This window comes from Geminicoccus sp., assembly GCF_036263595.1.
Lineage (GTDB): Bacteria > Pseudomonadota > Alphaproteobacteria > Geminicoccales > Geminicoccaceae > Geminicoccus.
Genome location: NZ_DATAGQ010000110.1, coordinates 20351 through 42523 on the forward strand (window position 1 = coordinate 20351; position 22173 = coordinate 42523).

General features: G+C 66.9%; 19 protein-coding genes and 1 pseudogene. 11 read left to right on the forward strand and 9 right to left on the reverse strand.

Annotation, left to right across the window (positions count from 1 at the left end):
* The 4 genes and pseudogenes from VHL31_RS09910 to VHL31_RS09925 form a co-directional block, all read right to left on the reverse strand.
* A pseudogene (locus VHL31_RS09910) lies at positions 1–915 on the reverse strand (YifB family Mg chelatase-like AAA ATPase); the annotation flags it as partial.
* A 223-nt stretch (positions 916–1138) separates the two neighbouring features.
* Positions 1139–1930, reverse strand: coding sequence for an ABC transporter permease (locus tag VHL31_RS09915; RefSeq protein ID WP_329661043.1), 792 nt, complete (start codon positions 1928–1930; stop codon positions 1139–1141).
* Entirely contained in the window at positions 1927–2934 is a 1008-nt protein-coding gene (locus tag VHL31_RS09920; RefSeq protein WP_329661044.1) for an ABC transporter permease, read from the reverse strand. The genes VHL31_RS09915 and VHL31_RS09920 overlap by 4 nt, the downstream gene beginning before the upstream one ends.
* 66 nt (positions 2935–3000) lie before the next feature.
* Complete coding sequence (locus VHL31_RS09925; RefSeq protein ID WP_329661045.1) at positions 3001–4176, reverse strand: extracellular solute-binding protein; 1176 nt, start codon at positions 4174–4176, stop codon at positions 3001–3003.
* 320 nt (positions 4177–4496) lie between these two features.
* Between VHL31_RS09925 and VHL31_RS09930 the strand changes: the two genes are divergently transcribed.
* The 8 genes from VHL31_RS09930 (at position 4497) to VHL31_RS09965 (ending at position 12768) form a co-directional block, all read left to right on the forward strand.
* Positions 4497–5810, forward strand: coding sequence for an FAD-binding oxidoreductase (locus tag VHL31_RS09930; RefSeq protein WP_329661046.1), 1314 nt, complete (start codon positions 4497–4499; stop codon positions 5808–5810).
* An 18-nt stretch (positions 5811–5828) separates the two neighbouring features.
* Entirely contained in the window at positions 5829–6356 is a 528-nt protein-coding gene (locus VHL31_RS09935; protein WP_329661047.1) for a MarR family winged helix-turn-helix transcriptional regulator, read from the forward strand.
* Positions 6357–6366: 10 nt separating this feature from the next.
* A complete protein-coding gene (locus tag VHL31_RS09940) occupies positions 6367–7065 on the forward strand; it encodes an SDR family NAD(P)-dependent oxidoreductase (RefSeq protein WP_329661048.1) in 699 nt (232 codons plus the stop codon).
* A gap of 31 nt (positions 7066–7096) precedes the next feature.
* Entirely contained in the window at positions 7097–8425 is a 1329-nt protein-coding gene (locus tag VHL31_RS09945) for an FAD-binding oxidoreductase (protein ID WP_329661049.1), read from the forward strand.
* A 75-nt stretch (positions 8426–8500) separates the two neighbouring features.
* Complete coding sequence (locus tag VHL31_RS09950) at positions 8501–10183, forward strand: peptide ABC transporter substrate-binding protein (protein WP_329661050.1); 1683 nt, start codon at positions 8501–8503, stop codon at positions 10181–10183.
* Between the two features lie 72 nt (positions 10184–10255).
* Complete coding sequence (locus tag VHL31_RS09955; RefSeq protein ID WP_329661051.1) at positions 10256–11206, forward strand: ABC transporter permease; 951 nt, start codon at positions 10256–10258, stop codon at positions 11204–11206.
* Positions 11207–11211: 5 nt separating this feature from the next.
* Complete coding sequence (locus VHL31_RS09960) at positions 11212–12099, forward strand: ABC transporter permease (protein ID WP_329661052.1); 888 nt, start codon at positions 11212–11214, stop codon at positions 12097–12099.
* Between the two features lie 93 nt (positions 12100–12192).
* Positions 12193–12768, forward strand: a complete 576-nt coding sequence (locus VHL31_RS09965) for a hypothetical protein (protein WP_329661053.1) — start codon at positions 12193–12195, stop codon at positions 12766–12768.
* A gap of 89 nt (positions 12769–12857) precedes the next feature.
* Here the strand turns inward: VHL31_RS09965 and VHL31_RS09970 are convergent, their stop codons facing one another.
* Positions 12858–13373 (reverse strand): MarR family winged helix-turn-helix transcriptional regulator, encoded by a 516-nt coding sequence (locus VHL31_RS09970; protein ID WP_329661054.1) that lies wholly within the window; start codon positions 13371–13373, stop codon positions 12858–12860.
* A gap of 153 nt (positions 13374–13526) precedes the next feature.
* Here VHL31_RS09970 and VHL31_RS09975 point away from each other — a divergent pair, with 153 nt between their 5' ends.
* On the forward strand, positions 13527–13961 hold the full coding sequence (locus VHL31_RS09975; protein ID WP_329661055.1) for a YHS domain-containing (seleno)protein: 435 nt from the start codon (positions 13527–13529) through the stop codon (positions 13959–13961).
* 23 nt (positions 13962–13984) lie between these two features.
* On the forward strand, positions 13985–14524 hold the full coding sequence (locus VHL31_RS09980) for a hypothetical protein (protein WP_329661056.1): 540 nt from the start codon (positions 13985–13987) through the stop codon (positions 14522–14524).
* A gap of 68 nt (positions 14525–14592) precedes the next feature.
* Here the strand turns inward: VHL31_RS09980 and VHL31_RS09985 are convergent, their stop codons facing one another.
* Both VHL31_RS09985 and VHL31_RS09990 read right to left on the reverse strand, forming a co-directional pair.
* Entirely contained in the window at positions 14593–15264 is a 672-nt protein-coding gene (locus tag VHL31_RS09985) for a glutamine cyclotransferase (RefSeq protein WP_329661057.1), read from the reverse strand.
* A gap of 37 nt (positions 15265–15301) precedes the next feature.
* Positions 15302–16522, reverse strand: a complete 1221-nt coding sequence (locus VHL31_RS09990; RefSeq protein WP_329661058.1) for a helix-turn-helix domain-containing protein — start codon at positions 16520–16522, stop codon at positions 15302–15304.
* Between the two features lie 116 nt (positions 16523–16638).
* Between VHL31_RS09990 and VHL31_RS09995 the strand changes: the two genes are divergently transcribed.
* Positions 16639–17403, forward strand: a complete 765-nt coding sequence (locus VHL31_RS09995; protein ID WP_329661059.1) for a thioredoxin family protein — start codon at positions 16639–16641, stop codon at positions 17401–17403.
* 69 nt (positions 17404–17472) lie between these two features.
* Here VHL31_RS09995 and VHL31_RS10000 read toward each other — a convergent pair whose 3' ends face one another.
* Positions 17473–19296, reverse strand: coding sequence for a hypothetical protein (locus VHL31_RS10000; protein ID WP_329661060.1), 1824 nt, complete (start codon positions 19294–19296; stop codon positions 17473–17475).
* Positions 19297–19553: 257 nt separating this feature from the next.
* Positions 19554–22154 carry an HWE histidine kinase domain-containing protein gene (locus VHL31_RS10005; RefSeq protein WP_329661061.1) on the reverse strand — a complete coding sequence of 867 codons (2601 nt, stop codon included), beginning with the start codon at positions 22152–22154 and terminating at the stop codon, positions 19554–19556.
* Between the last annotated feature and the right edge of the window lie 19 nt (positions 22155–22173).

The window sequence follows — 22173 nt, forward strand, 5'->3', positions numbered from 1 at the left end:
GAACTCCGGCAACTCGTCCAGGAACAAGACACCCTTGTGCGCCAGGCTGATCTCGCCCGGCCGCGCGTTGCTGCCGCCCCCCACCAGCGCCGCCATCGAGCTGCCGTGATGCGGGCTGCGGAACGGCCGCCGCCGGGTCAGCCTGCCGCCCTCCAGCCGCCCCGCGATCGACGCGATCATGCTGACCTCCAGCACTTCGGCCGGGTCGAGCGGCGGCATGATCCCGGGCAGCCGAGCCGCCAGCATCGACTTGCCCGAGCCGGGCGGCCCGCTCATCAGCAGGTGATGGTGCCCGGCCACCGCGACCTCGATCGCCCGCTTGGCGGTCTCCTGGCCCTTCACGTCCTTCAGGTCGGGATAGCCACCTTCCTCGCTCGCGAGCGCCGGCTCGGGCGGCGGCAGCCGGTGGACGCCGCGCAGGTGGTTGATCAGCGAGGAGAGCGACGGTGCCGCCACTACCTCGATCTCGCTGGCAAGCCATGCCGCCTCGCCGCCGCAGTCGCCCGGGCAGATCATCGCGAGCTTGCGCTCGCTGGCGGCCAGGGCTGCCGGCAGGACCCCTTGCACCGCGCGGATCGCCCCATCCAGCGCCAGTTCCCCCAGCACCAGGTGCCCCTCGATCGCCGCCGGCGGCAGCAGGCCCAGCACGACCATCAGCCCGAGCGCGATCGGCAGGTCGAAATGGCTGCCTTCCTTGGCAAGGTCGGCCGGTGCGAGGTTGATCACGATCCTCTTTGGCGGCAGCGAGATCCCGAGCGTCCCCAGCGCGCCCCTCACCCGCTCGCGGCTTTCCGCCAGCGCCTTGTCCGGCAGCCCCACCAGCGTGAAGGCCGGCATGCCGCTGGCCAGCTGCACCTCCACATCGACGTCCCGCACCTCCAGCCCCGCGAACGCCACGGTCCGCACCCGCGCCATGGTGGTGGTCGCCGCCATCGGGATCTCCTGCTCGGTGAGGAGGACGTAATGGCACAGGACGGGGACATATTTCTACCTTAAGTTGATCTAGCGAACCAGCTTGCGCCTTTCTCATCACTTGGTTTGGTCGGGCCGGACCCGGCCATGACAACAGGGTGGTAAGGCGGGAGGGTGGTGCGCCGGTGTCAGGCGTCCGGCTTGCCAGATGACTTGAGGCTTGCACCTATCCTCCTCTCTCCCGCCGCCTGAGCACCACCCAGGCCACCGCCCCGCCCACCGTCGCCACCACGAACAGCACGCCCAGCGCCGCGATCGCGGGGGAGAGCCCGAAGCGCATCCGCGAGCCGATCTCGGCCGGCAATGTGTAGTCGCCGCCGATGGCGAACACGGTCGTGTTGTAGTTCTCGAAGGACTGCAGGAACGCGATCCCGCCTGCCGCCAGCACGGTCGGCCACAGGAACGGCAGGGTGATCCGGCGGAACACGAAGGCAGGGTTGGCACCGAGGTCGAGGGCTGCCTCGTCCAGGGTCGGGTCGTAGCGGGCGAGACGCGCCAGGAACATCAGCATGCAGTAGGAGGTGATGAAGCTGGCTTGCGCGAGCGTGGCGAGTGTCAGGCCGGCGCCGATGCCGACCGGGCTCCAGAAGATCAGCGTGGACAGGCCCAGGATCAGGCCAGGTGTGAGGATCGGGCTCACCATGACGGCGTAGAGCAGGTTGGTGGCCTTGCCTTCCAGCCGGGACAGGATCGCCGCCCCTGCCAGGCCACAGGGGATCGCGATGGCGATGACGCCGGCTGCCACAAGGAAGGAATGCAGCACGCCCGTGCCGAGCCTGGCATCGGTGAACAGCGCGGCGAACCAGTGAAGCGTGAAGCCCTGCCAGCGGGTCACCGAGGGCTGCGGGTAGGCGTTGAAGGCGGCTGCCATCATCACGAGCAATGGTGCGGCCAGGTAGAGGAAGAACAGGACGAGATAGGCATCCAGCAGCGTGCGGCTGGCGCGTCCGGCGTTCATCGGGCGATCTCCCGCAAGGAGACGCGCATCACCTTCATGACGAGCAACACGAAGGCGAGGCAGGCGATCAACAGCGTGACGGCATAGGCGGCGCCGACATTCCACTGGTTGGCCTCATAGAACTGCCGGTAAACGAGCTGGGTGAACCAGTCGCCGCCGACGCCCCGGCTCATGATCCAGGGCACGGCATAGGAGCCGGCCGCCAGCATGAACACCATGATGCAGCCGATGGCGATGCCCGGCCGGCTGTGCGGGATCACCACGCGGCGGTGGATCTGCGGGATGCTCGCACCCAGGTCGCGCGCTGCCTCGACCTGGGACCGGTCCAGCGTTTCCATGGAGTTCAGCATCGGGAACACCATGAACAGCACGTAGGTGTAGACCATGGTGATGAAGACGCCGGAGCCCGTTTCGACGAAGGGCACGCCCGGCATGCCCAGGGCCTGGAGCAGCGTGTTCACCACCCCTTCCCGGTCGAGCAGGATCAGCCAGGCGAAGATGCGGAGCAGTTCGTTCACGGCATAGGGCACGATCAGGCCCATCAGCAGGATCGGCCCGCGCAGGCCGGGACCTGCCGTCGCCACCGCCCAGGCCACGGGATAGCAGACCACGAAGGCGATCAGCGTCACGGCCAGCGAGGCCGCCAGCGTCCAAAGGAAGATGCGCAGGTGCAGCCCGCTCATGCGCACGTAATTGGTCAGGCCCCAGGCGCGCACGGGTGCGGTGTCCAGTGTTTCCAGGCGCTGGATCTCGGCCTCGACGGCGGCAAGCTCCGTGTCACGCTCGGGCGACGGGTCCTCCAGCGACAATTCGGCCTGGCGGATCCAGGCCTGGTCGAGCTTCTGGACGGCATCCTGCGCGTCGGCCGGCTGCTCTTCCCACCAGAGCGAGCGCTCGATCATGGTGGCCTGGGGCAGGACGATCAGGCCCAGCACCCAGAAGGCGGCAAGAAAACAGGCGATCGTGGCCGGGACGATGCCCAGCTTCTGGAAGAGCTTGCGCATGAGGTATCCGGCGGCCATGCGGACAGGCCCGGACCATGCCGGGCCTGTCCGCCGAAGCGACGTCGATCAGGCGTTGGTGAACTTCTCGACGTACTCGGTGCGCAAGGCCGCGAAGAACGGCGTCTGCGGCGGCCACCACCACAGATTGTCGATCGCCGCCTGGTCCGGATAGGCCATGGCGAACGCCGCCTTGTTCTCCTCGCTCAGGTGCTGGTCGGCACCCACGGCGCAGGAATTGTAGCCGGTATTGTTGGAGAAGATGCCACCGGCCTCGGGGCTCAGCATGAAGTCGATGAAGGCATAGGCCTGCTCGACATTCTCCGCACCGGCCGGGATGCCGATCGTGTCGGTCCAGGCAAGGCCGCCCTCCTTCGGCATGGAGTAGCGCCACTTGGAGCCGTTGTTGCGGTTCAGGAGAATGCCGGTCGTGTCCCAGGTCTGGCCGATCGTGCAGCCGGCATCGGTGAACGCCGAGGTCGCCTCGGTGGCATTGTTCCAGTAGGCGCAGATGATCGGCTTGCGCGCGATCGCCCAGTCGGTGACCTCGCTGAACACGCGCCGGCTGTCCGCCTCGGACTTCACCAGGTCCATGCCCCGGTCCGACTTCACTTCGCCGGTGCTGTCGAGATAGAGGGCAAGGCCCACCAGCACCGACTTCTGGCGCATGGCGACCTGCTTGGTCAGCCCTTCCTTCCACATGTCGCCATAGGAAAGCTCGCCGTACTTCAGGTCCGGGTGCTTCTCCGAGTCCCAGGTGATCGCCTCGGTGCCCCAGTCGAACGGGATCAGGTGGCGCTTGCCGCGATGGGTGGCGCCCAGGCGGACGGAGCTCTTGTAGATCGAGGGGATGACCTGCTCGACCTTGAACTTGGTCTCGTCGATGGGGGCGAGCAGACCGTCCTTGTAATAGTTCGGCCCGGTGTCGACCGAGGGGAACACGATGTCGAAGCCCTTGCCGCCCGACGCCCGCAGCTTGTTCTCCAGCTCGTCGTTCGAGCCGTAGGTGGAGAGCTGGACCTGGATGCCGGTCTGGTCGGTGAACTTCTTGGCGAGGCCACCTTCGTTGAAGGTCTGCACGTAGTCGCCCCAGGCGAACACGTTGACCGTGCCGGAGCTGGCACGTGCCTTGCTCCCAGCGAATGGCGCAGCGACGAGCGCGGCACCGCCCGCGGCGGCGGCGCCGAGCAGCGTGCGGCGGCGGAACATGGCGGCGGCTTGGCCAGTCCTATTGGTCTCAGACATGCATGATCTTTCGGCTATGCCCCGGGTGGAGCCCGCGCTGCCGGTGCCACGGCGCAGCGTCAGCCGTATGGCAGAAGCGAGGCGGAACGGTGACGGCGCCTGGGGAAAACCCTTGACGACCACCATAGTGGATGACATCCATCATCCAGGAGCGCCTCAGTAGACCAGCAAGACGATGATCCAATGTTCACCGTCGTGGCTGGACTATCGGGCCATGCTCGCGCGCTTCCTCGAAGTCATGGCGGAACATGCAGCCTGCGGGCGCAAGTTCCGGCCAAGCATCTTCTGCTTCTGATTCTGGTCGATGGGAGTCGGAAAGGATGCAGCGTTCGCCGCTCGAACCTTCGCTCTGGTACGCGACGGCGCCACCGGCGCCGCCGACCGATCCCATCGACGGCGAAGTGACGGCCGATGTCTGCGTGGTCGGCGGCGGCTATACCGGCCTGTCGACGGCGCTGCATCTCGCCGAGAAGGGCGTGCGGGTCGTCCTCCTGGAAGCCAAGGAGATCGGCTTTGGCGGCTCCGGCCGCAATGCCGGCCACTGCACGCCGACCTTCCACTTCTATTCGATCCCGACCGTGCGCAAGATGCTGGGCCCGGTCTATGGCGAGCGCCTGGTGCAGCGGCAGACAAACGCCACCAATCTCGCCTTCGACATCATCCGCCGCTACGGCATCGACTGCGAGGGCGTGCAGAACGGCTACCTGATGGTCGCCCATGCACCCTCCAAGGTGAAGGTGCTTGAAGAAAAGCAGCGCACCTATGCGTCCGCGGGCAAGACCACGCATCTGCTGGACAAGGCCGAGACGGAGCGGCTGACCGGTTCGCCCCGCTACTACGGTGCCTGGCTGCATCCCGAAGGCGGCCATCTCAACCCCCTGGCCTATGCCCGCGGCCTGGCACGCGCGGTCATCTCGCAGGGCGGTGTCATCCACACCTACTCGCCCGTGAGGGGCATCGAGACTGCAGGCAAGCGCTGGCGCGTCGTGACGCCCACCGGGGCGGTCACGGCCGACAAGGTGGTGTGCGGCACCGGCGCCTATACTGACGGCTACTGGCCCGGCCTCGACAAGACCTTCACCATCCTCTCCGTCGCCATCCTCGCGACGCAGCCGCTCTCGGACAATGTCCGCAAGACAGTGGCGCCTGAGAACCACACGGTCGTCGAGACCCGCGACGACCCGATGATCTACAAGTACAACAAGGACGGCCGCTTGGTCACCTCGGTGTTTGTCGAGGGGCGACGCGGGGACGACCACGACTACACGAAGAAGCTGACGGCCGAGAAGCTGAAGTGGATCCTGCCGCAGCTGAGCGAGGTCGACTTCCAGTACTACTGGACCGGCGACCTCGACATGCAGCCCAAGACCTTCCCTCGCCTGTTCGAGCTGGCGCCTGGCATCGTGGCTTCGCTCGGCTACTCCGGCCGTGGCGTCCCCACGGGCACCATGATGGGCACCGTGCTGTCGGAATGGGCGATGGGGGTGCCCAAGGAGGACCTGGCGCTGCCGCTGGAGCCGCTGGAAGCGGCGCCGCTCTATATGAAGTTCGTCCCGCGCCTGTTCCTGTCCGTCACGCGTGCCCGCGATCAGTGGGTCGCCAGGCGTGAGGGCGTGAACCCTCCGCCCTACTGACCGGCCGGAGGAAGTCCCATGCCCGCCAGCGGCCGGATGGAGCCCAGGACCATCGACTACTCGGACGTCTCGTTCGACGTGCTGGGCGATCTGCTGAGCTTCTATGCACGCAGCATGAGCATCGCGCTCAACCGCGACTACGACCAGGCGATCAGCCAGGTCGAGCTGGCGCACGGCACCGGCAAGGTCTCGGTGCTGCTGATGGTGCATGCCAACCCCGGCATCCGCCCCTCGGTAATCGCCCACTTCATCCAGCGCGACCGCTCCGCGATGGCGCGGCTGCTCGAGCAGATGAAGGGCCATGGGCTGATCGAGCACAAGATCGACGCCGAGGAGCGCCGTGCCCACGAGCTCTATCTCACGCCCAAGGGCGAGAAGCTGGTGGACCAGGTGCGCCGGATCGCGCGCGAGCAGTCCGACCGCTTCTTCGGCGTCCTCGACAAGGGCGATCAGGCCCAGCTCCTGCGCATCCTGAAGCGGCTCTACGAGCACCATGTCTCGCCCCTGCCCAACCGACACGGCAACCCGTCGGAGGCCGCGGCTTGAAGGGAATGTCATGAGCAACGAGCGCGTCGTCCTGATTTCGGGCGGCAATCGCGGCATCGGTGCCGCCACCGCCCGGGAACTGGCGTCGAACGGCTGGAACGTCTCGATCGGCGTCCGCCGGCCGGACAGCGTGCCGGACGACCTGCGCGAGCGCTGCCACGTCCAGGCCTACGATGCTGCGGACAGGCAGAGCGAGGCTGCCTGGGTCGAGGCGGTGGCAGGACGCCATAGCCGGATCGATGCAGTGGTCGCCAATGCCGGGATCATGATCCCCAAGACCGTGATCGAGGCCGACGATTCGGATCTCGACGCCCTGCTCGACATCAACGTCAAGGCGCCGCTCCGCCTCGCCCGGGCTGCCTGGCCCTACCTCGTCGCATCCGGCCGCGGCCGCGTCGCGACGGTCGTGTCCCTTTCGGGCAAGCGGGTGAAGACCGCGCAGTCCGGCCTCTACTCGGTCAGCAAGTTCGCAGCGTTGGCCCTCTCCCATGCCATCCGCCAGGCCGGGTGGGACCACGGGATCCGCTCGGTCGCGATCTGCCCGGGTTTCGTGGCGACCGACATGGCCTTCAGCGTCACCGACAAGGCCGCGAACGAGATGACCGACCCAAAGGACATCGCGCGGATCGTGGCGTTTGCGCTCGACCTGCCGAACACGGCCAGCGTTTCGGAGATTCCCATCAACTCGTCCCTGGACGATTCCTACTGACCCTCAACACGCGGAAGAGCGAGTTCATTTCATGGGACCTGTAGTCGACCCCGTCGAACCCAACGACAAGCTGCCGGAACGGGTGGACGTCGTCGTCATCGGCGGCGGCATCATCGGCACCTCGACCGCCATGTACCTGGCCGAGCGCGGCGTCTCCGTCGCCTTGTGCGAGAAGGGGCACATCGCCGGCGAGCAGTCGAGCCGGAACTGGGGATGGGTACGCAAGCAGGGCCGCGACCCGCGCGAGATCCCGCTCATCATCGAATCCCTGAAACTCTGGTCGACGCTGAACGAGAAGATCGGTGCCGAGACCGGCTTTCGAACGACCGGCATCATGTACGGCGCTCGCAGCGATGCCGAGATGGCCAAGCACGAGGAATGGCTGCAGCATTCACAGCCCTACCAGCTGGACACTAAGGCCATCGGCAAGGCCGAGTTCGAGAAGCTGATGCCGGGTTCGGACGGCAAGTTCGTGGGTGCGCTCTACACGGCCTCGGACGGGCGGGCCGAGCCGCAGAAGGCCGCCCCGGCCATTGCGCGCTACGCCCAGCGCATGGGTGCCTACGTGCTCACCAACTGCGCGGTGCGCACGGTCGAGCAGGCGGGCGGCAAGGTGTCCGGCGTGATGACCGAAAAGGGCCTGATCCCCTGTTCTCACGTGGTGCTGGCCGGTGGCGCCTGGTCGAACCTGTTCGCCGGCAATCTCGGCATCCGCCTGCCGCAGCTCACCGTGATCAACTCGGTGATGCGCACCGCGCCTTTGGAGAACGTCCCGGAGCACGCGCTCTGGGTCGGCGACTACGCCTTCAGGAAGCGGCTGGACGGCGGCTACACGATCGCGGACGGCAGCACCAACGTGCACGAGCTGGTGCCCAACAGCTTCAAGTTCATGAAGGAGTTCACCCCGGCCATCAAGCTGGAGTGGCGCTCCTACCAGATCGCGATGAACGGCCGCTTCATGCAGGAAGCCCGCTGGCCCAAGCGCTGGACCGGCGACCAGACCACACCGTTCGAGCAGATCCGCGTGAACGACCCGGCACCGGTCGAGAAGGTCACGAGGCGCGCGCTCTCCAAGCTCACGGACAGCTTCCCGGCCTTCAAGGACGCCAAGATCGTCCAGCAATGGGCCGGCCGCATCGACGTCACGCCGGACATCGTGCCGGTGATCTCGCATGTCGACAGCATACCCGGCTTCACCATCGCGACCGGCTTCTCCGGCCACGGCTTTGGAATCGGGCCGGGTGCGGGAAAGCTCATCGCCGACATGGTGATGGGCAGGGATCCGGTGGTGGACCCGACGGCATTCCGTCTGTCACGTTTCATGGACGGCAGCCCGATCGTTCCGATGGGCCATGCCTGATCGTTTTCTGGCCGGTGCCGGCAACGACCGGCGTCGGCCTTGCATCCCAAGGGGAAAGCAGAGGGGGATTTTCACATGACGGATCGAATGGTGGACACGAGCAGCCTGACGCGGCCGAGCCGGCGCAAGCTGATGGCGATGGGCCTGGCCGGCGGTGCTGCCGTCTGGATGGGTCCCTCGATCGGCTGGGTCGGCCAGGCCCAGGCCGCCACCCCGCCGGAAAAGCCCACGGGCCAGGCGGTGATCGGCTTTTCCCAGGAGCCCACGGTCTTCAATCCGCTGATGCTGCACATCGAGGTGGACGAGGGCGTCTACTTCAACCTGTTCAGCCCGCTCTGGCGGCCGGGCCCCGACGGCAACCTGATCCCCGACCTGGTCACGGAGATCCCGACCGCAGAGAACGGCGGAATCTCGGCGGACGGCCTGACCTGGCGGCTGAAGCTCAAGGACAACGTCAAGTGGCATGACGGCACGCCGTTCACGGCCGAAGACGTCAAGTACACGATCGAGCTGATCAACAACCCGGACTTTCGCGCCGGGCGCCGTGCCGGCCACGAGCTGGTGCGCGACATCCAGGTGGTGAGCCCGACCGAGCTCACCTGGCGCATGGAGAAGCCCTACGCGCCCTACCCGGCGATCCTCTCCTGGACCTTCATCGTGCCCAAGCACATCCTGGAGAAGGAAGCCGACCCGAACACCGCCGCCTTCAACAACGCTCCGGTCGGCACCGGCGCCTTCAAGTGGGCCGAGCGCGTCCCAGGCGACCACATCACGCTGGAAGCCTTTGAGGACTATCACGGGGACGGTCCGTACCTGGAGCGGATCATCTTCAAGTACATCCCCGACATGACCGTGCTGTTCACCCAGTTCCAGACGGGTGACGTCGATTACACGGGCATCCAGGGCATCTCACCGGACAAGTACGAGACCGCCAAGTCGCTGGAAGGCCGGGTGGTCATGCCGGTGCCGCAGCCCTTCGTTGAAAACATCGCCTGCAATACCGGCTTGCCGGTGTTCAAGGACCCAAAGGTCCGCGAAGCGCTCTACTATGCCATGGACAAGCAGAGCATCATCGAGGCGATCTATTACGGCCTGCCGATTCCGACGGAATCGTTCCTGCCCAAGGAGTCCTGGGCGTTCAACCCGAACCTGCCCAAGCACGAGTACAATCCCGACAAGGCCAGGCAGATCCTGGACGAGGCCGGCTGGGTGCCTGGCAGTGACGGGATCCGCGAGAAGGACGGCGTGCGGCTGGAGTTCACGAACTCCACCACCGCCGGCAACCAGACCCGCGAGCAGGCGCAGCAGTTCCTCCAGCAGAACTGGCTGGAGGTCGGTGCGAAGATGAACATCTCCAACCTGCCGCCCGCCGTGATGTGGGGCGAATACTGGATGATGTCGAAGTTCGAGACCGCCATGGTCGGCATTGGCTTCGGCATCGGCCCCGATCCGGACGCCAACGACTTCTTCCACAGCAAGTCGATCGGCGCCCAGGGCGGCACCGGCCAGAACACCACCCAGTATAACAGCCCGGAGGTGGATGCTCTCTTGGCCGAAGGTGCCTCGACCACCGACCAGGCCAAGCGCAAGGAGGTCTACGCCAAGATGCAGGAGGTCACCCGACGCGACCTGCCCTACCTGCCGATCTTCCAGTACACGATGGTGGAAGGCATCAAGGAGGGCCTGCAGAACTTCAAGCCCAACGTCGCGGTCCAGGAGAACTGCTGGAACGCGAACGAGTGGTACTGGGCCACCTGACCACGACAGGTTGAACAGGGACCGGGGCGGCTCTTCGGGCTGCCCCGGCTCCGCATCGGAGGAGGAGCCGGGATGGGGCGCTATCTTCTCGGCAGGCTCGGGCAGAACGTGGTGCTGCTCTGGCTCGTGTCCATGATCGGGTTCGGCGTGCTCTACCTGGCACCCGGCGGACCCTTGTCGCAGTTCGCGATGGTGCCCGGCATGTCCCAGGAGGACATCGCCCGGATCGCCCAGCAGATGGGCCTGGATCGGCCCCTGCCCGTCCAGTACTGGGAATGGTTCACCCGCCTGCTCATGGGCGACTGGGGCCGCTCCTACCGCGATTCACAGCCCGTGCTCCACGTGATCGGCTCGCACTTGTGGGCGACCCTGGAGTTGATGATCACCGCCACCATCATCGCCATCTTCCTCGGCGTATGGATCGGCGTGATGGGGGCGATCCGCCGCTATTCCTTCTTCGACTCGCTGGCGACCATCGGTGCGATGATCGCGCTCTCCATCCCGACCTTCTGGTTCGGCCTCGTCACCATCTACATCTTCTCGGTCAAGCTCGGCTGGCTGCCGCCCGGCAACCGCTACACGATCGGCGACGCCTCCTTCTGGGACTATCTCCACCACCTGATCGCCCCATCCCTGGTGCTGGCCCTGGTCGAGGTCGCCGTATGGAGCCGCTACATGCGCGCCTCCATACTGGACGTGATCAACCAGGACTTCATCCGCACCGCCCGTGCCAAGGGCCTGCCGGAGCGGCAGATCCTGCTTCGCCACGCCATGCGCAACGCGCTGATCCCGATGATCACGCTGGCGGGCCTGCAGATCCCGACCCTCCTGGGTGGGGCGCTCGTGACCGAGACCGTGTTCACCTGGCCCGGCATGGGACGCCTGTTCCTGGATTCGCTCTCCTACCGCGACTACCCCGTGGTGATGGGCATCCTGGTCTTCTCCGCGATCATGGTGCTGGTCGGCAACCTGCTGGCCGACCTGCTCTGCGCCATCGTCGACCCGCGTATCCGACTGGACTGACAAGCATGGCCCAGGCTGCCATCCCCGCGACCCCGGCCACCCTGCCGGCTCCCGCCAGGAACCGTGCGCTGCGCCGATTCCTGCGCCACCGCCTGGCCGTGTTCGGCATCGTCATGATCGTGCTGCTGGTCCTGCTTTCAGCCTTCGGCCCTTATCTCATCCCCTACGACCAGCTGTTCATCGACATCCGCAACCGCTTCGCCCCGCCGCTCTCCGGCTTCCACATCCTGGGCACCGACCCGCTCGGCCGCGACCATGCCGCGCGCCTGCTCAATGCCGGCCGGATCTCGCTCACCGTGGGCTTCCTCGCCATGATCGTCTCCACCGTGATCGGGACGATCGTGGGTGCCGTGGCCGGCTATTACGGCCGCTGGATCGGCGCCGTCCTCATGCGGATCGTGGACGCAATCTTATGCTTCCCGTCCGTGTTCCTGCTCCTGGCGCTGGCCGCCTTCATCAAGCCCAACGTGATCACCATCACGCTGATCATTGCCGCCACCTCCTGGATGGAAGTGGCCCGCGTCGTCCAGAACCAGATCCGGTCCTTGCGCGAACGCGACTTCACCGTGGCCGCCGAGATGCTGGGCGTCTCGGATGCCGCGATCATGTTCCGCGAGCTCTTGCCCAACGTCGTCGGCCCGATCGTCGTGGCCGCAACGTTGACGGTCGCCCGCGCGATCCTGATGGAATCCTATATCAGCTTTTTGGGCTACGGCATCCAGCCGCCCATGGCGAGCTGGGGCAACATGCTGAACAACGCCCAGCAATACCTGGTCTCCGCCCCCTGGCTCGCAATCTTCCCGGGCGTGATGATCACGCTGGCCGTGGCCAGCTTCAACTTCGTTGGCGACGGCTTGCGCGACGCGCTGGACGACCGGCTGGATACACAGTGAGGCGCTTGCCGAGCATTGGCCCCACGATCCGGGCGATCCGCGGTTGGCCTTGAGCTAGGCTGCAGGCCGTCACCCACGCATGGAGGCGAGGCCATGGCGGGAACAATGGAGCATGGCGGAAGGCGCCGCCGTTGGATGGTACCCTGGTCGGTGGCAGCCCTTCTCCTGCTGCTGCCGTTGGTCGCCATGCTGTTCACCGATGAGATGGCCTGGGACGGGGCCGACTTCGCCATCATGGGGGCCATGCTGTTCGGCGCTTGCGGCGCCTATGAGCTGGGGGCCAGGACGAGCGGGAACATCGCCTACCGTGTGGCGCTCGGCATCCTGATCGTCACAGCGCTCTTCCTCGCCTGGATCAGCTTGGCCGCCGGCATCATCGGGTCAGAAGACCACCCGGCCAACCTGATGTATGGCGGCGTGCTCGCCGTGGCGGTCCTCGGTGCCCTCCTCGTGCGCCTGCGGCCTGAAGGCATGGCTCGCGCGTCAGCCCTGACCGCCCTTGCCCAGATCTCGGCCGGGGCGACCGCCCTGGCCGCCGGATGGGGCTCCACCGGGGCGGACGGGCCGGGGAAACTGGCGGTCCTGACCGGCATCTTCGCCTTGCTATGGCTCCTGTCGGCTTGGCTGTTCCGTCAGGCGGCACGGGTGCAGGCTGCAGGAGCCGCGTAGACACTTGCCGCGACGGCGGCCGTCCGGGCCGGTAGCGACTGGCGAGCCGACGTGGCCCGACATGATGAGCCGGCTGCGTAGCACCGAGGCTAACTAGCCCGGTCCTGCAACGCCTCCTCGACCGGGCAGTCCTGGCAGGTCCGTTCATCGCACAGGCGACACACGGCGTAGGCATGCCCTGCGTCGCGCACGAACCCGCCGAGCAGTTTCGCAACGAGGCTGTCCAGTTGCGCCCGCTCCTCCGACGCCAGGCATGTCAGGGCAGCGGTCAGCCCCGCATGGCGCTCGGCCAGGATCGCATCGCGCTGCCGCAGGCCTTCCTCCGTCAGGACCAGCGCCACGGCTCGGCCATCCTCGATGGAGGGGCGGCGCAGCACGAGCCCATTGGCCACCAGCCGGTCGACCAGCCGCACCGCACCCGGATGCGAGAGCCCCAGCGCGCGCCGCAGCCGGTCGATCGACAGGCCCGGGTCATGCCCGATCAGGGCGACGGCCGCCGGCGCGGGTCCGCCCTCCGATGCCTGTCGTTCGCTGGCGGCCCGGATCTGGTCGGCGATCCCGAGCGCCAGGGCACCCAGGATGTTTGCGGTTCGGTCGTAGTTCATGCGGCTTATTTATATGCATGGAGCATAGACATCAACCACGACATCCACTAATATATGCATCACGCATATATGGAGAGGAGATGTCCGATGCAGCGTTCTGTACCTCCTGCGGCTCCCTTGGAGGCGGCAAGGCGCAGCTCATGCGCAGGTGCCGTGGCTGGCCTTTTTGTGGTGGGTTCGTTCGGCGCCGGCCTTGCCGGCGAGATCAACGAGACCGATGGCCTTGCCATCGAAGGCTACGATCCGGTCGCCTATTTCAGCGAGCACAAGCCGGTACAAGGGCCGGCCGCGTTCACGGCCTCGCAGGACGGCGTCACCTACCGCTTCGCCTCGGCCGCCCATCGCGACCAGTTCCTGGCGAACCCGGCCGCCTACCTGCCCCAGTATGGCGGCTTCTGCGCCTATGCGACCGCCAAGGGCTACAAGGCCGATGCCGATCCGACCGCCTTCTCGGTCGTCTCCGGCAAGCTCTACCTGAACTACAACGCCGACATCCAGGCCGAATGGTCGAAGGACCCGGTGGGCTACATCACGAACGGTGACCGGAGCTGGTCGACCGTTTCCAAGCTGACCGACATCGTCCGATGAACCAGCCTTCCATGGAGCGTGGCATGCAGCCTTCATCTGCACCGGCAGCCCCATCCGTGCTGCCAACCCGCCCGGCCGTCAGCCTCTTTCCGCCACTGGCCGCGGCCACGCTGGTCACGGCCCTGCTGGCCGGCGCCGCTGCCGACGTTGCCTGGGAAGTCTGGGCGCGCTGGGTCACCCCTCATCTCCCGGGCGTAGGAGGACCGCTCGAGCCGGCAGCCCTCGTGCAGAGCGTGTTCGGCCTGGACAGCCGCTGGCTGGCCGAACTGCTCCACCTCGTCGTGGGCGTCGTCTTCTACCCGCTGGGCTACCTGTTCATCGCTCGCCCCCTGCAGCGTGCGATCCTGCCGGGGCTGCCCTGGTGGTTGACTGCGGCGGACTTCGGCCTCGGCCTGTTCGTCTTCGCCCTCTTCGTCATGGCCCATCTGATCGCCGGCCTGCCCGCCTTCCTCGGCTGGATTCCGCTGGCATGGGCCTCGCTTGCCGGCCATGTTCTGTTCGGGCTCGTCACCGGCGCCGTCGTGAAGCTGCGGGAGGAACGTGCCAGCCATCGTTTGGCCTGACCGCCGGTCTGTCCGGAAGCCCACCGGTCCCGGTGGCTTCCGGCTCAAGGGCGGCTACCGGGACCTGCTCACGAAGCGAGAGCGCTCTCGACCTCGCGACCCGCCGCATCAGCTCGGCTCGGCCGGCGGACCGCCCTGACCTTGCCGCTCTTGCCGCCGCCGCAGAAGAACTGGCCGGCGCCGTCCGACTCCAGCCCCGACACCATCATGCCCGTCGGCAAGTCGAGCCGGTCCAGGACCACGCCCGTGTCGGGATCGACCCGTGTCAGGTCGCTTTCGTCGCCTTCCCATCTGCCGTGCCAGAGTTCGCCATCCACCCAGGTGACCCCGGTGACGAAGCGCCTGGATTCGATGGTGCGCAGGATCGCCCCCGTCTCCGGATCGATCTGGAGGATCTTCCGGTTCCGGTACTGCCCCATCCAGAGGGTCCCGTCGGCCCAGGCCAGGCCCGAGCCACCGCCATCGGGTGCGGGAATGGTGGCGAGCACTTGGCCGCTCACCGGGTCGATCTTCTGGATGTGGCTCTCGGCGAGCTGGAACAAATGCCGGCCGTCGAAGGCCGATCCCGCATGTGCGGGAACCTCGATCGAGCGCACGGGCTCGCCGCTTTCAGGGTCGAGGGCATTCAGCTTGTCGCCCGACGCGAACCAGACATGCTGGCCATCGAAGGTGACCCCGTGCACCTGGTCGACCCCTTCAAAAGGTCCATACTCGCGGATGATCTCGGCTGGTCGCTGCATCTGCTTGCCTCCTCGTTGCTGGGCAGTGGAGGCCATCCTAGTCACCGGGCAGGGCAGCGGAGAGTAACAAGGTCGTCGTGATACCCGGCAGGGGCGTGGTCATCCAGCGCTGTGCCCGGCCCCGGCCGAACGATTGCACCTTGCCCCCTTCCGCCAGCCCATCGAGGGCCCGCTGCACACTCCGCTGGCTCATGCCGAGGGCCAGCGCCAGGGCGGAGCTCGACCAGGATTCGCCATCGGCAAGCAAGGCAAGCAGGGCCGCGTGCCGCTCGTCGACGGGCCGTGCCAGCACGATGACCTCGCCGCTTGGGCGCGGCACCAGGGCGAAGCCGCGCTTGGTGGCGCGGATGCCGGCCAGCGGCCGCAGCATCGCGCGCAGCCGCCCGACCTCGACCCGCAGCCGTGCCCGATGCGATTCGTCGGCATGCCTGGCCCCGAACGCCCGCGCCACCAGCACGTCCCTCGGCACGTCGCCAGGCCAGGCCTCGCCCAGGGCCCGGGCCAGCGCGAACAGCACGGGACGGCTGGCCAGCGAGACCGCCTGGCCCGCCTCGCGGACGACATGGCGGCACCCGTCCACGACCAGCACCGGCGAGCCCTGCAGCGCTTCGACCTCGTCGAGCAGGAGGGGCCGGACTTGGCCGCGCGCGATCAGGCGTGCCGCCGGCATGTCCAGCATGACCGAGAGGCTCTCGACCTCCGCCGTGAGCGCGGGAATGCCGGCCTGGCGTGCGGCACGCTCTGCCCTGGACAGCGCATCGCGTGCGGCCTTGGCCTGGAGGCGGCGCATCGCGATCCCCGCCACCACCAGCTCGTGGGCGGTTCTCGACGCCGGCGGAAAAGGTGTCGGATCCAGCTCTGCCAGCGCACGCTCGGCAAGGTCGAGATGGCCGATCAGGAGCAGCCGGCGGACCTCCAGGTAGCGCGCATGCGCGGCGTTCAGCTTGTCGCCATGCTGTTCCAGCGTCGCGCGCGCCTGGTCGAGCGCCTTGCCCGGCCAGTTGAGGTCGCGCGCGGCCAGGGCGATCTCGGCAAGCGCCACGATGCACCTGGCACGGGCGGCAGCCTCGCGCGGGCCGAAGCCGCGTACCGCACTGCGCACCAGGGCCTTGGCCCGGACGAGGTCGCCGAGTTGCGCCATCGCGATGCCACGAAGTGCCAGGGCCGGCGGGTCGCTGCGCAGGGCCACCCGGTTCAACGCACCCAGCGGATCGCCGGCGGCAAGGGCCCGTGCCGCCGCCGTGATCAGCGAGTCCACGCAAATCCCGCCACACTTGTCACTCCCGCCGTCCAGCCATCCGGTACCAGTCTCGCCTTCGACCACCAACCGCCACGTCGCGCCGGTCAGGCAACGATGGGCGAAGGGAGAAGGCGATGACAGAACACGTGACCGCGACGCGCGAGGAGTGGCTGGCAGCCAGGCTCGACCTGCTTCAGGCGGAAAAGGAGCTTACGCGCCGCAGCGACGAGCTCGCGCGGCGGCGCCAGGCCCTTCCCTGGGTCCGGATCGACAAGGCGTACCGGTTCGACACCGAACAGGGCGAAGCTTCGCTGGCGGACCTGTTCGGTGGGCGCTCGCAGCTCCTGGTCTACCATTTCATGTTCGGGCCGGACTACAAGGCGGGCTGCCCGTCCTGCTCGGCGCTTGCGGATGGGTTCGACGGCCTCGTCGTCCACCTGGCGAATCACGACGTCACGCTCATGGCGGTATCACGGGCACCGCTCGACAAGCTGCTGGCCTACCGGCAGCGGATGGGCTGGACGTTTCCCTGGGCGTCCTCGCCCGACGGCGCGTTCGCCTTCGACTTCAACGTCGCGTTCACCGAGGAGCAGCAGCGCACCGGCGACATCGACTACAACTACCGGCGTGCCGGCCATGCGCTGGACATGAACCCGGCGCCCGAGCCGATCGTCCAGCTAGCCGGCATGTGCGGAACCGACGCGCCCACCTTTGCGCGTGACCGGCCGGGCCTCAGCGCGTTCGCGCTGGAGGACGGCGTCGTCTACCACACCTACTCCACCTATACGCGCGGCCTGGATGGCCTGTGGGGCATGTACCAGTGGCTGGACCGTACGCCCAAGGGCCGCAACGAGACGGGCGCCTGGTTCCGCCGCCACGACGAGTACCAGCACGGCTGAGCACGGTCGACATAGGCTCGTACGACAAGGGGACGGCGTGGCAGCGCCGTCCCCTTGCATGCAGGCCCATCAGATCCGGTCGAGCGTCGGTGTCTCGCCGCCTGCCCAGGCACCATCAAATCGCGCCTTCGCCTCGTTGGCAGCAGCATCGTCGCCGACCGCCGCATTCGCGCGGACGAGCGCCTGCAGGGCATAGGCGTTGTTCGGCGCCTCCTTCAGCGCCATCTCCAGCGCGTCGATCGCCTCCTTGGGCCGCCCCGCCTCCAGCAGCGCCGCCCCCAGCGACTGCCGCACCGGGTAGTACCAGTAGGGCGGCTCCATGTAGGCGAGCGTGTCCTGCAGCGTGGCCGCCTTTTGCAGCGCGGTGGCCGCATCGTCCGGCCGCCCTTCCGCCCGTGCGATCCGCGCGTCCAGCACGAGCTGCTTGATCTGCGTCACCGCCTTGGCCGGCACCATCTGCGCCTCGATCGCCGCGAAGTCGTTGGCGGCATCGATGGCGGCGATCGCCTGGACCTCCTTCTTTGCCTGCTCGAGGTCACCCTTGCGCACCGCCGCCGCACCCCGCGCAAAGTGCCAAGCTCCGTCCACCCATGGCATGTCGCCGCTGGGCTTCGCCATCGCCAGCACCGCGTCCGGATCGCCGAACTCGGCCTGCGCGTAGTAGGGCGCCTGCTTGATCGCCTGCACCACGCCGAACTGCCGGGCCATATCGTCGGAAAGCACCGTGCCGAGCTTGTCGGCCGCCGCCAGCGCCGTCTGCCCGTCGCCCGCGCGCGCCGCCGAGACCAGCACGAAGTGGACGTTGTGCGGGTAGTACACGTACCGGTACATGCCCTGCGACGGTGCCTGCGCGAACAGCTGCTCGTCCACCAGCACCGCCGCCTTGTTCGCTTCCAGCGAATCCAGGTAGCGGCCGATCCGGTAGTAGATGTGCGCCGGCATGTGGACGAGGTGCCCGGCCGAGGGGGCCTGTGCTGCCAGGCGGTCGGCATAGGGCTCCGCCCGCTCCGGCGTGGTCGAGGCCTCCACCGTGTGGATGTAAAGGTGGATCGCCGCCGCATGGTTCGGGTTGCGCTGAAGCACCCGCTCCAGGGCCACCACCTGCTCGGCCGTCCGCCCCTTCGGCGTCACCTTGTCGGCTGACCAGTAGTCCCAGGGCTGCAGGTTCATCAGCGCGTCGGCGAACAGGACCTGGACCTCGTCATGGTCCTGGAAGCGCCCCGCCAGCTTCCCCATCGCATCCGCATAAGCCGCATCCATCGCCTTGCGATCGGCGTCGGGATCGGCCGCATAGCGCTTCGCCAGCGCATCGATCAGCCCCTGCTCCACCTCGCTCGCCCCGTCGGCCAGCAGCTTCGCCTGGGCCAGCGCCGCAAACGCCGGTGCGACCGCCTCCGGCATCATCGGCGCATTGATGTTCGGCCCCCAGGCGAAAGCCTCGCCCCAGTAGCAGAGCGCGCAGGAAGGATCGGCCTTCTGCGCCTGCCGGAACGCCGCAATCGCGTCTTCATGGTTGAAGCCCCAGGACAGCCGCAGTCCCTGGTCGAACCAGCGTTGCGCGTCGGCGCTGTCGGTCGAGAGCTTGATCGTGGAGTTGCCATACCCCTCGCCCAGCGGCAGCCCCTTGGGCCCCTCGTCCGCCACTGCGGCGGCGGCCTCCAGGAGCCCATAGCCCGGCTTGAACCCCTCCGTCTTGAACTCGGGCAGCCCCGCCGCCGCGACACTCACCCGATGCCACGGTTTGCCCAGGCACAAGCCTGCCGACAGCCCCGGCAGCGGCTGCCACCCTGCAGGCGCTGCTGCCTCCGCCGCAAAACCCACCGTCATCGCGCAGGCCGATGCCATCAGCATCGACCGCAACAGGTAGCCGCTCATTCGGCATGCACGCTTCATGGCCATCTCCAGTATCCCCAGGCACCAACGCCCCGAATGAATGATGGGACGGCACTAGCTTATCACATGGCGCGGCGAATGTGATGACGATCACAGGTTGTAGGAGGGAGCCGGAGATCCGCCGAGCCTGCCGTTAGCCAGGACGATCGCCCTACCGATGGCGTGGCAGCGAACGACAAGAACTGCAGCCATCGTCCGCAGCATGGCAGCAGTGGGTCAGCCCGACTGTCCCATATCGTTATCCTGGGTCGCTGCCTTCAGGCCTGCCGGGCCTCCTGGCTGCAGCTCAGTCCCGCCGATTCGATCGCATGCAGCAGGTGGGAGGTTTCATAGGGTTTCTGAACGATGACGGGCACGGCTGGCTGGTTGTCCAGCGGCAGGCGGTCGCCATAGCCGGAGGCCAGGATATAGGGCGTTCCGATCTTTCGCAGCTCGGAGGCCAACTCGAACGTCGTTCCCGTCCCGACGCTGACGTCGAGCAGAGCGAAATCGTATCGGCCGCCCGCCAGGAACCTGTTGGCCTGATCGATGCTCGACGCCGTGTCGACCTGTGCCGCACCCAACTCCTTCAGCATGTCTTCGGCTTCCAGGGCGATCAGCATGTTGTCCTCGACCAGCAGGACGCGCAGTCCATCCAGGGGCTGGGCACACGAGCCGGATGAAGCGGGGCTGGCGGTCGGCCGGTCATGAGCCGCATGGAAGCCCGCTCCGGCAGGCAGGCCGGGTGCGTCGACCAGATGCTGCTGCGGAATGAAGAAATCCACTTCCAGCCCTGACAGCACATAGCGGACCTCCGCCGAGCCATTGAGCTCGAACGGAACGGTGCGCTCGATGATGACCGAGCCGAATCCCCTGCGGATCGGCGCCTTGACCGGTGGGCCACCACGCTCCCGCCATTTGATGAAGAGCCCTTGGCCCTTCTTCGATTCCATCGTGACCGTTACTGTTCCCTGTTCGGACAGGGCCCCGTACTTGCAGGAGTTGGTGATCAGTTCATGGACGACCAGCGCCATCGTCGAGATCGCCAGCGGCTGCAGCAGGACGTCGGAACCCTCGACCTGCAGGCGCGTGCGCGCGGACTCCCCGCGCGCCGCGATCTCGTCCACGAACAGCGCCTTCAGCGGCGTTGGCCCCCAGTTCTGCTGCGTGATGCGGTCATGGGCACGCGCGAGCGACTGGATGCGTTCGCTTAACGCATCGACATATTGTGCCGTGTCCAACTGGGCGTAGCTGGTCTGCTTGATCAGGCTGCGGATGAGGCTGAGGAGATTGCGCACGCGGTGGTTCAATTCGGCGATCAGCAGTTCCTGCCGCTGGTCCGCCCGGCGCCGCTCCTCCGTGGCGCTGTCGGAATATCGCAGGATCACCTCGATGAAGGCCAGCCGCATGGATTCTGCGATGCGCAGGTCCGCGTGGGAGAACGGCGTGGAACGGCCCCGGACCAGTTGCGCGAACGCCTCGAAGCTCTTGCGCGGGGAAAGGCGCATGCCATCGTCGCTGCGTTCCACGACCTTTGCCGGGTCCCCGCCCCAGTTGATCTGGTGCATCCGCTCCCGACGGAACAGCATGATATAGTCGCGCGGCACCCGCGATATCGGAATGGCCAGCATGCCGGCAGCCAACGAGGCCGTCTCGGCACTGGCCGGATGAACGTCCTGCAGGGACGATGTCGCGAAGACGCGGCTGGGCGACGTCACGTTGAGATGAGCGGCAAGGCCGACAATGTTGTCCCTGCTCGGCGTGGCGCCGCTGCGGAAGACCTCGCCCGCCCGGTAGACGCCTACGCCGTCGCAGTCGATCATGCCGCGCGACATGTCCTGGATCCATTCCGGTTCGGACAGCAGGCTCTCGTCCCCTGCGATGGCGGTGATCAGGCGATCGGAGATGCTGCGCGCCCGTTGCTCGTCTTCGCCTTGCTGGTCGTGGACCCTTCCTTGCAGGGTCAGGGAATACATGTTCCCGAACAGCTCGGCCGCCGTGCGCATGACGAAGCTGGGAAGACGCGGGGACTGGTGATGGCATGCGATCAGGCCCCATAAGGCGCCATTCACGATGATCGAGATGGAGAGCGAGGCCCGCACCCCCATGTTCCCGAGATACTCGAGATGGATGGGTGACACGGCGCGGGTGACGGACAAGGACAGGTCGAGCAGCTCGACCATCTCACCTGCTGCCGGCAGCAGCGGAACGACCGGCGCATGAATGTCGGCGATGATGCGGAACGGGTTGCGCAGGTACAGCGCGCGGGCCTGCTTGGGGATGTCGGACGCCGGGTAGTGCAGGCCGAGCAGGCTCTCCATGCCTCCTCGCGTCGATTCCGCGATCACCTCGCCCGCACCGTCATGACCGAACCGGTAGATCATCACCCGGTCGAAGCCGGTGATGGCACGCACCTGACGGGCCGCATCCCTGTGAAAGGCTTCAAGGCTCTTCGCGCCATTGAGGCGGGCGATCATCGCGCGCACCATCGTCACCGCCTCCAGGCGATCGGGTGCTTGGGAGAGTTCCCCCTCCAGGACCAGTAGCTCGCCCTGGAAATGCAGGCTCAGGTCGAGTGGTGGCTTGTCGGCGACCAGGCCGACATGGAAGAGGCGCTCGTTGCCGGTCGAATAGAGCGCCGCCATCGTATTGCGGATATCGTGCTGTGCTGCCGCCGTGATCCACCGGTCGAAATACGTTCCGATCATGGCTTGGGGCTCTACGCCCAGGAAGGCTTCGACGTTGGCCGACACCCTGGCGACGATCCAGTCGTTGGACAGGGCGATCAGGAAGCCGAAATGCTGGACATGCTCCAGCCGGGTGATCGGCTCGTTGTCACATTGCGTCAGTTCCAGGTTGTCGTTGAGGCTGCGTGACATGTCGTGCTCCAAGACGCAG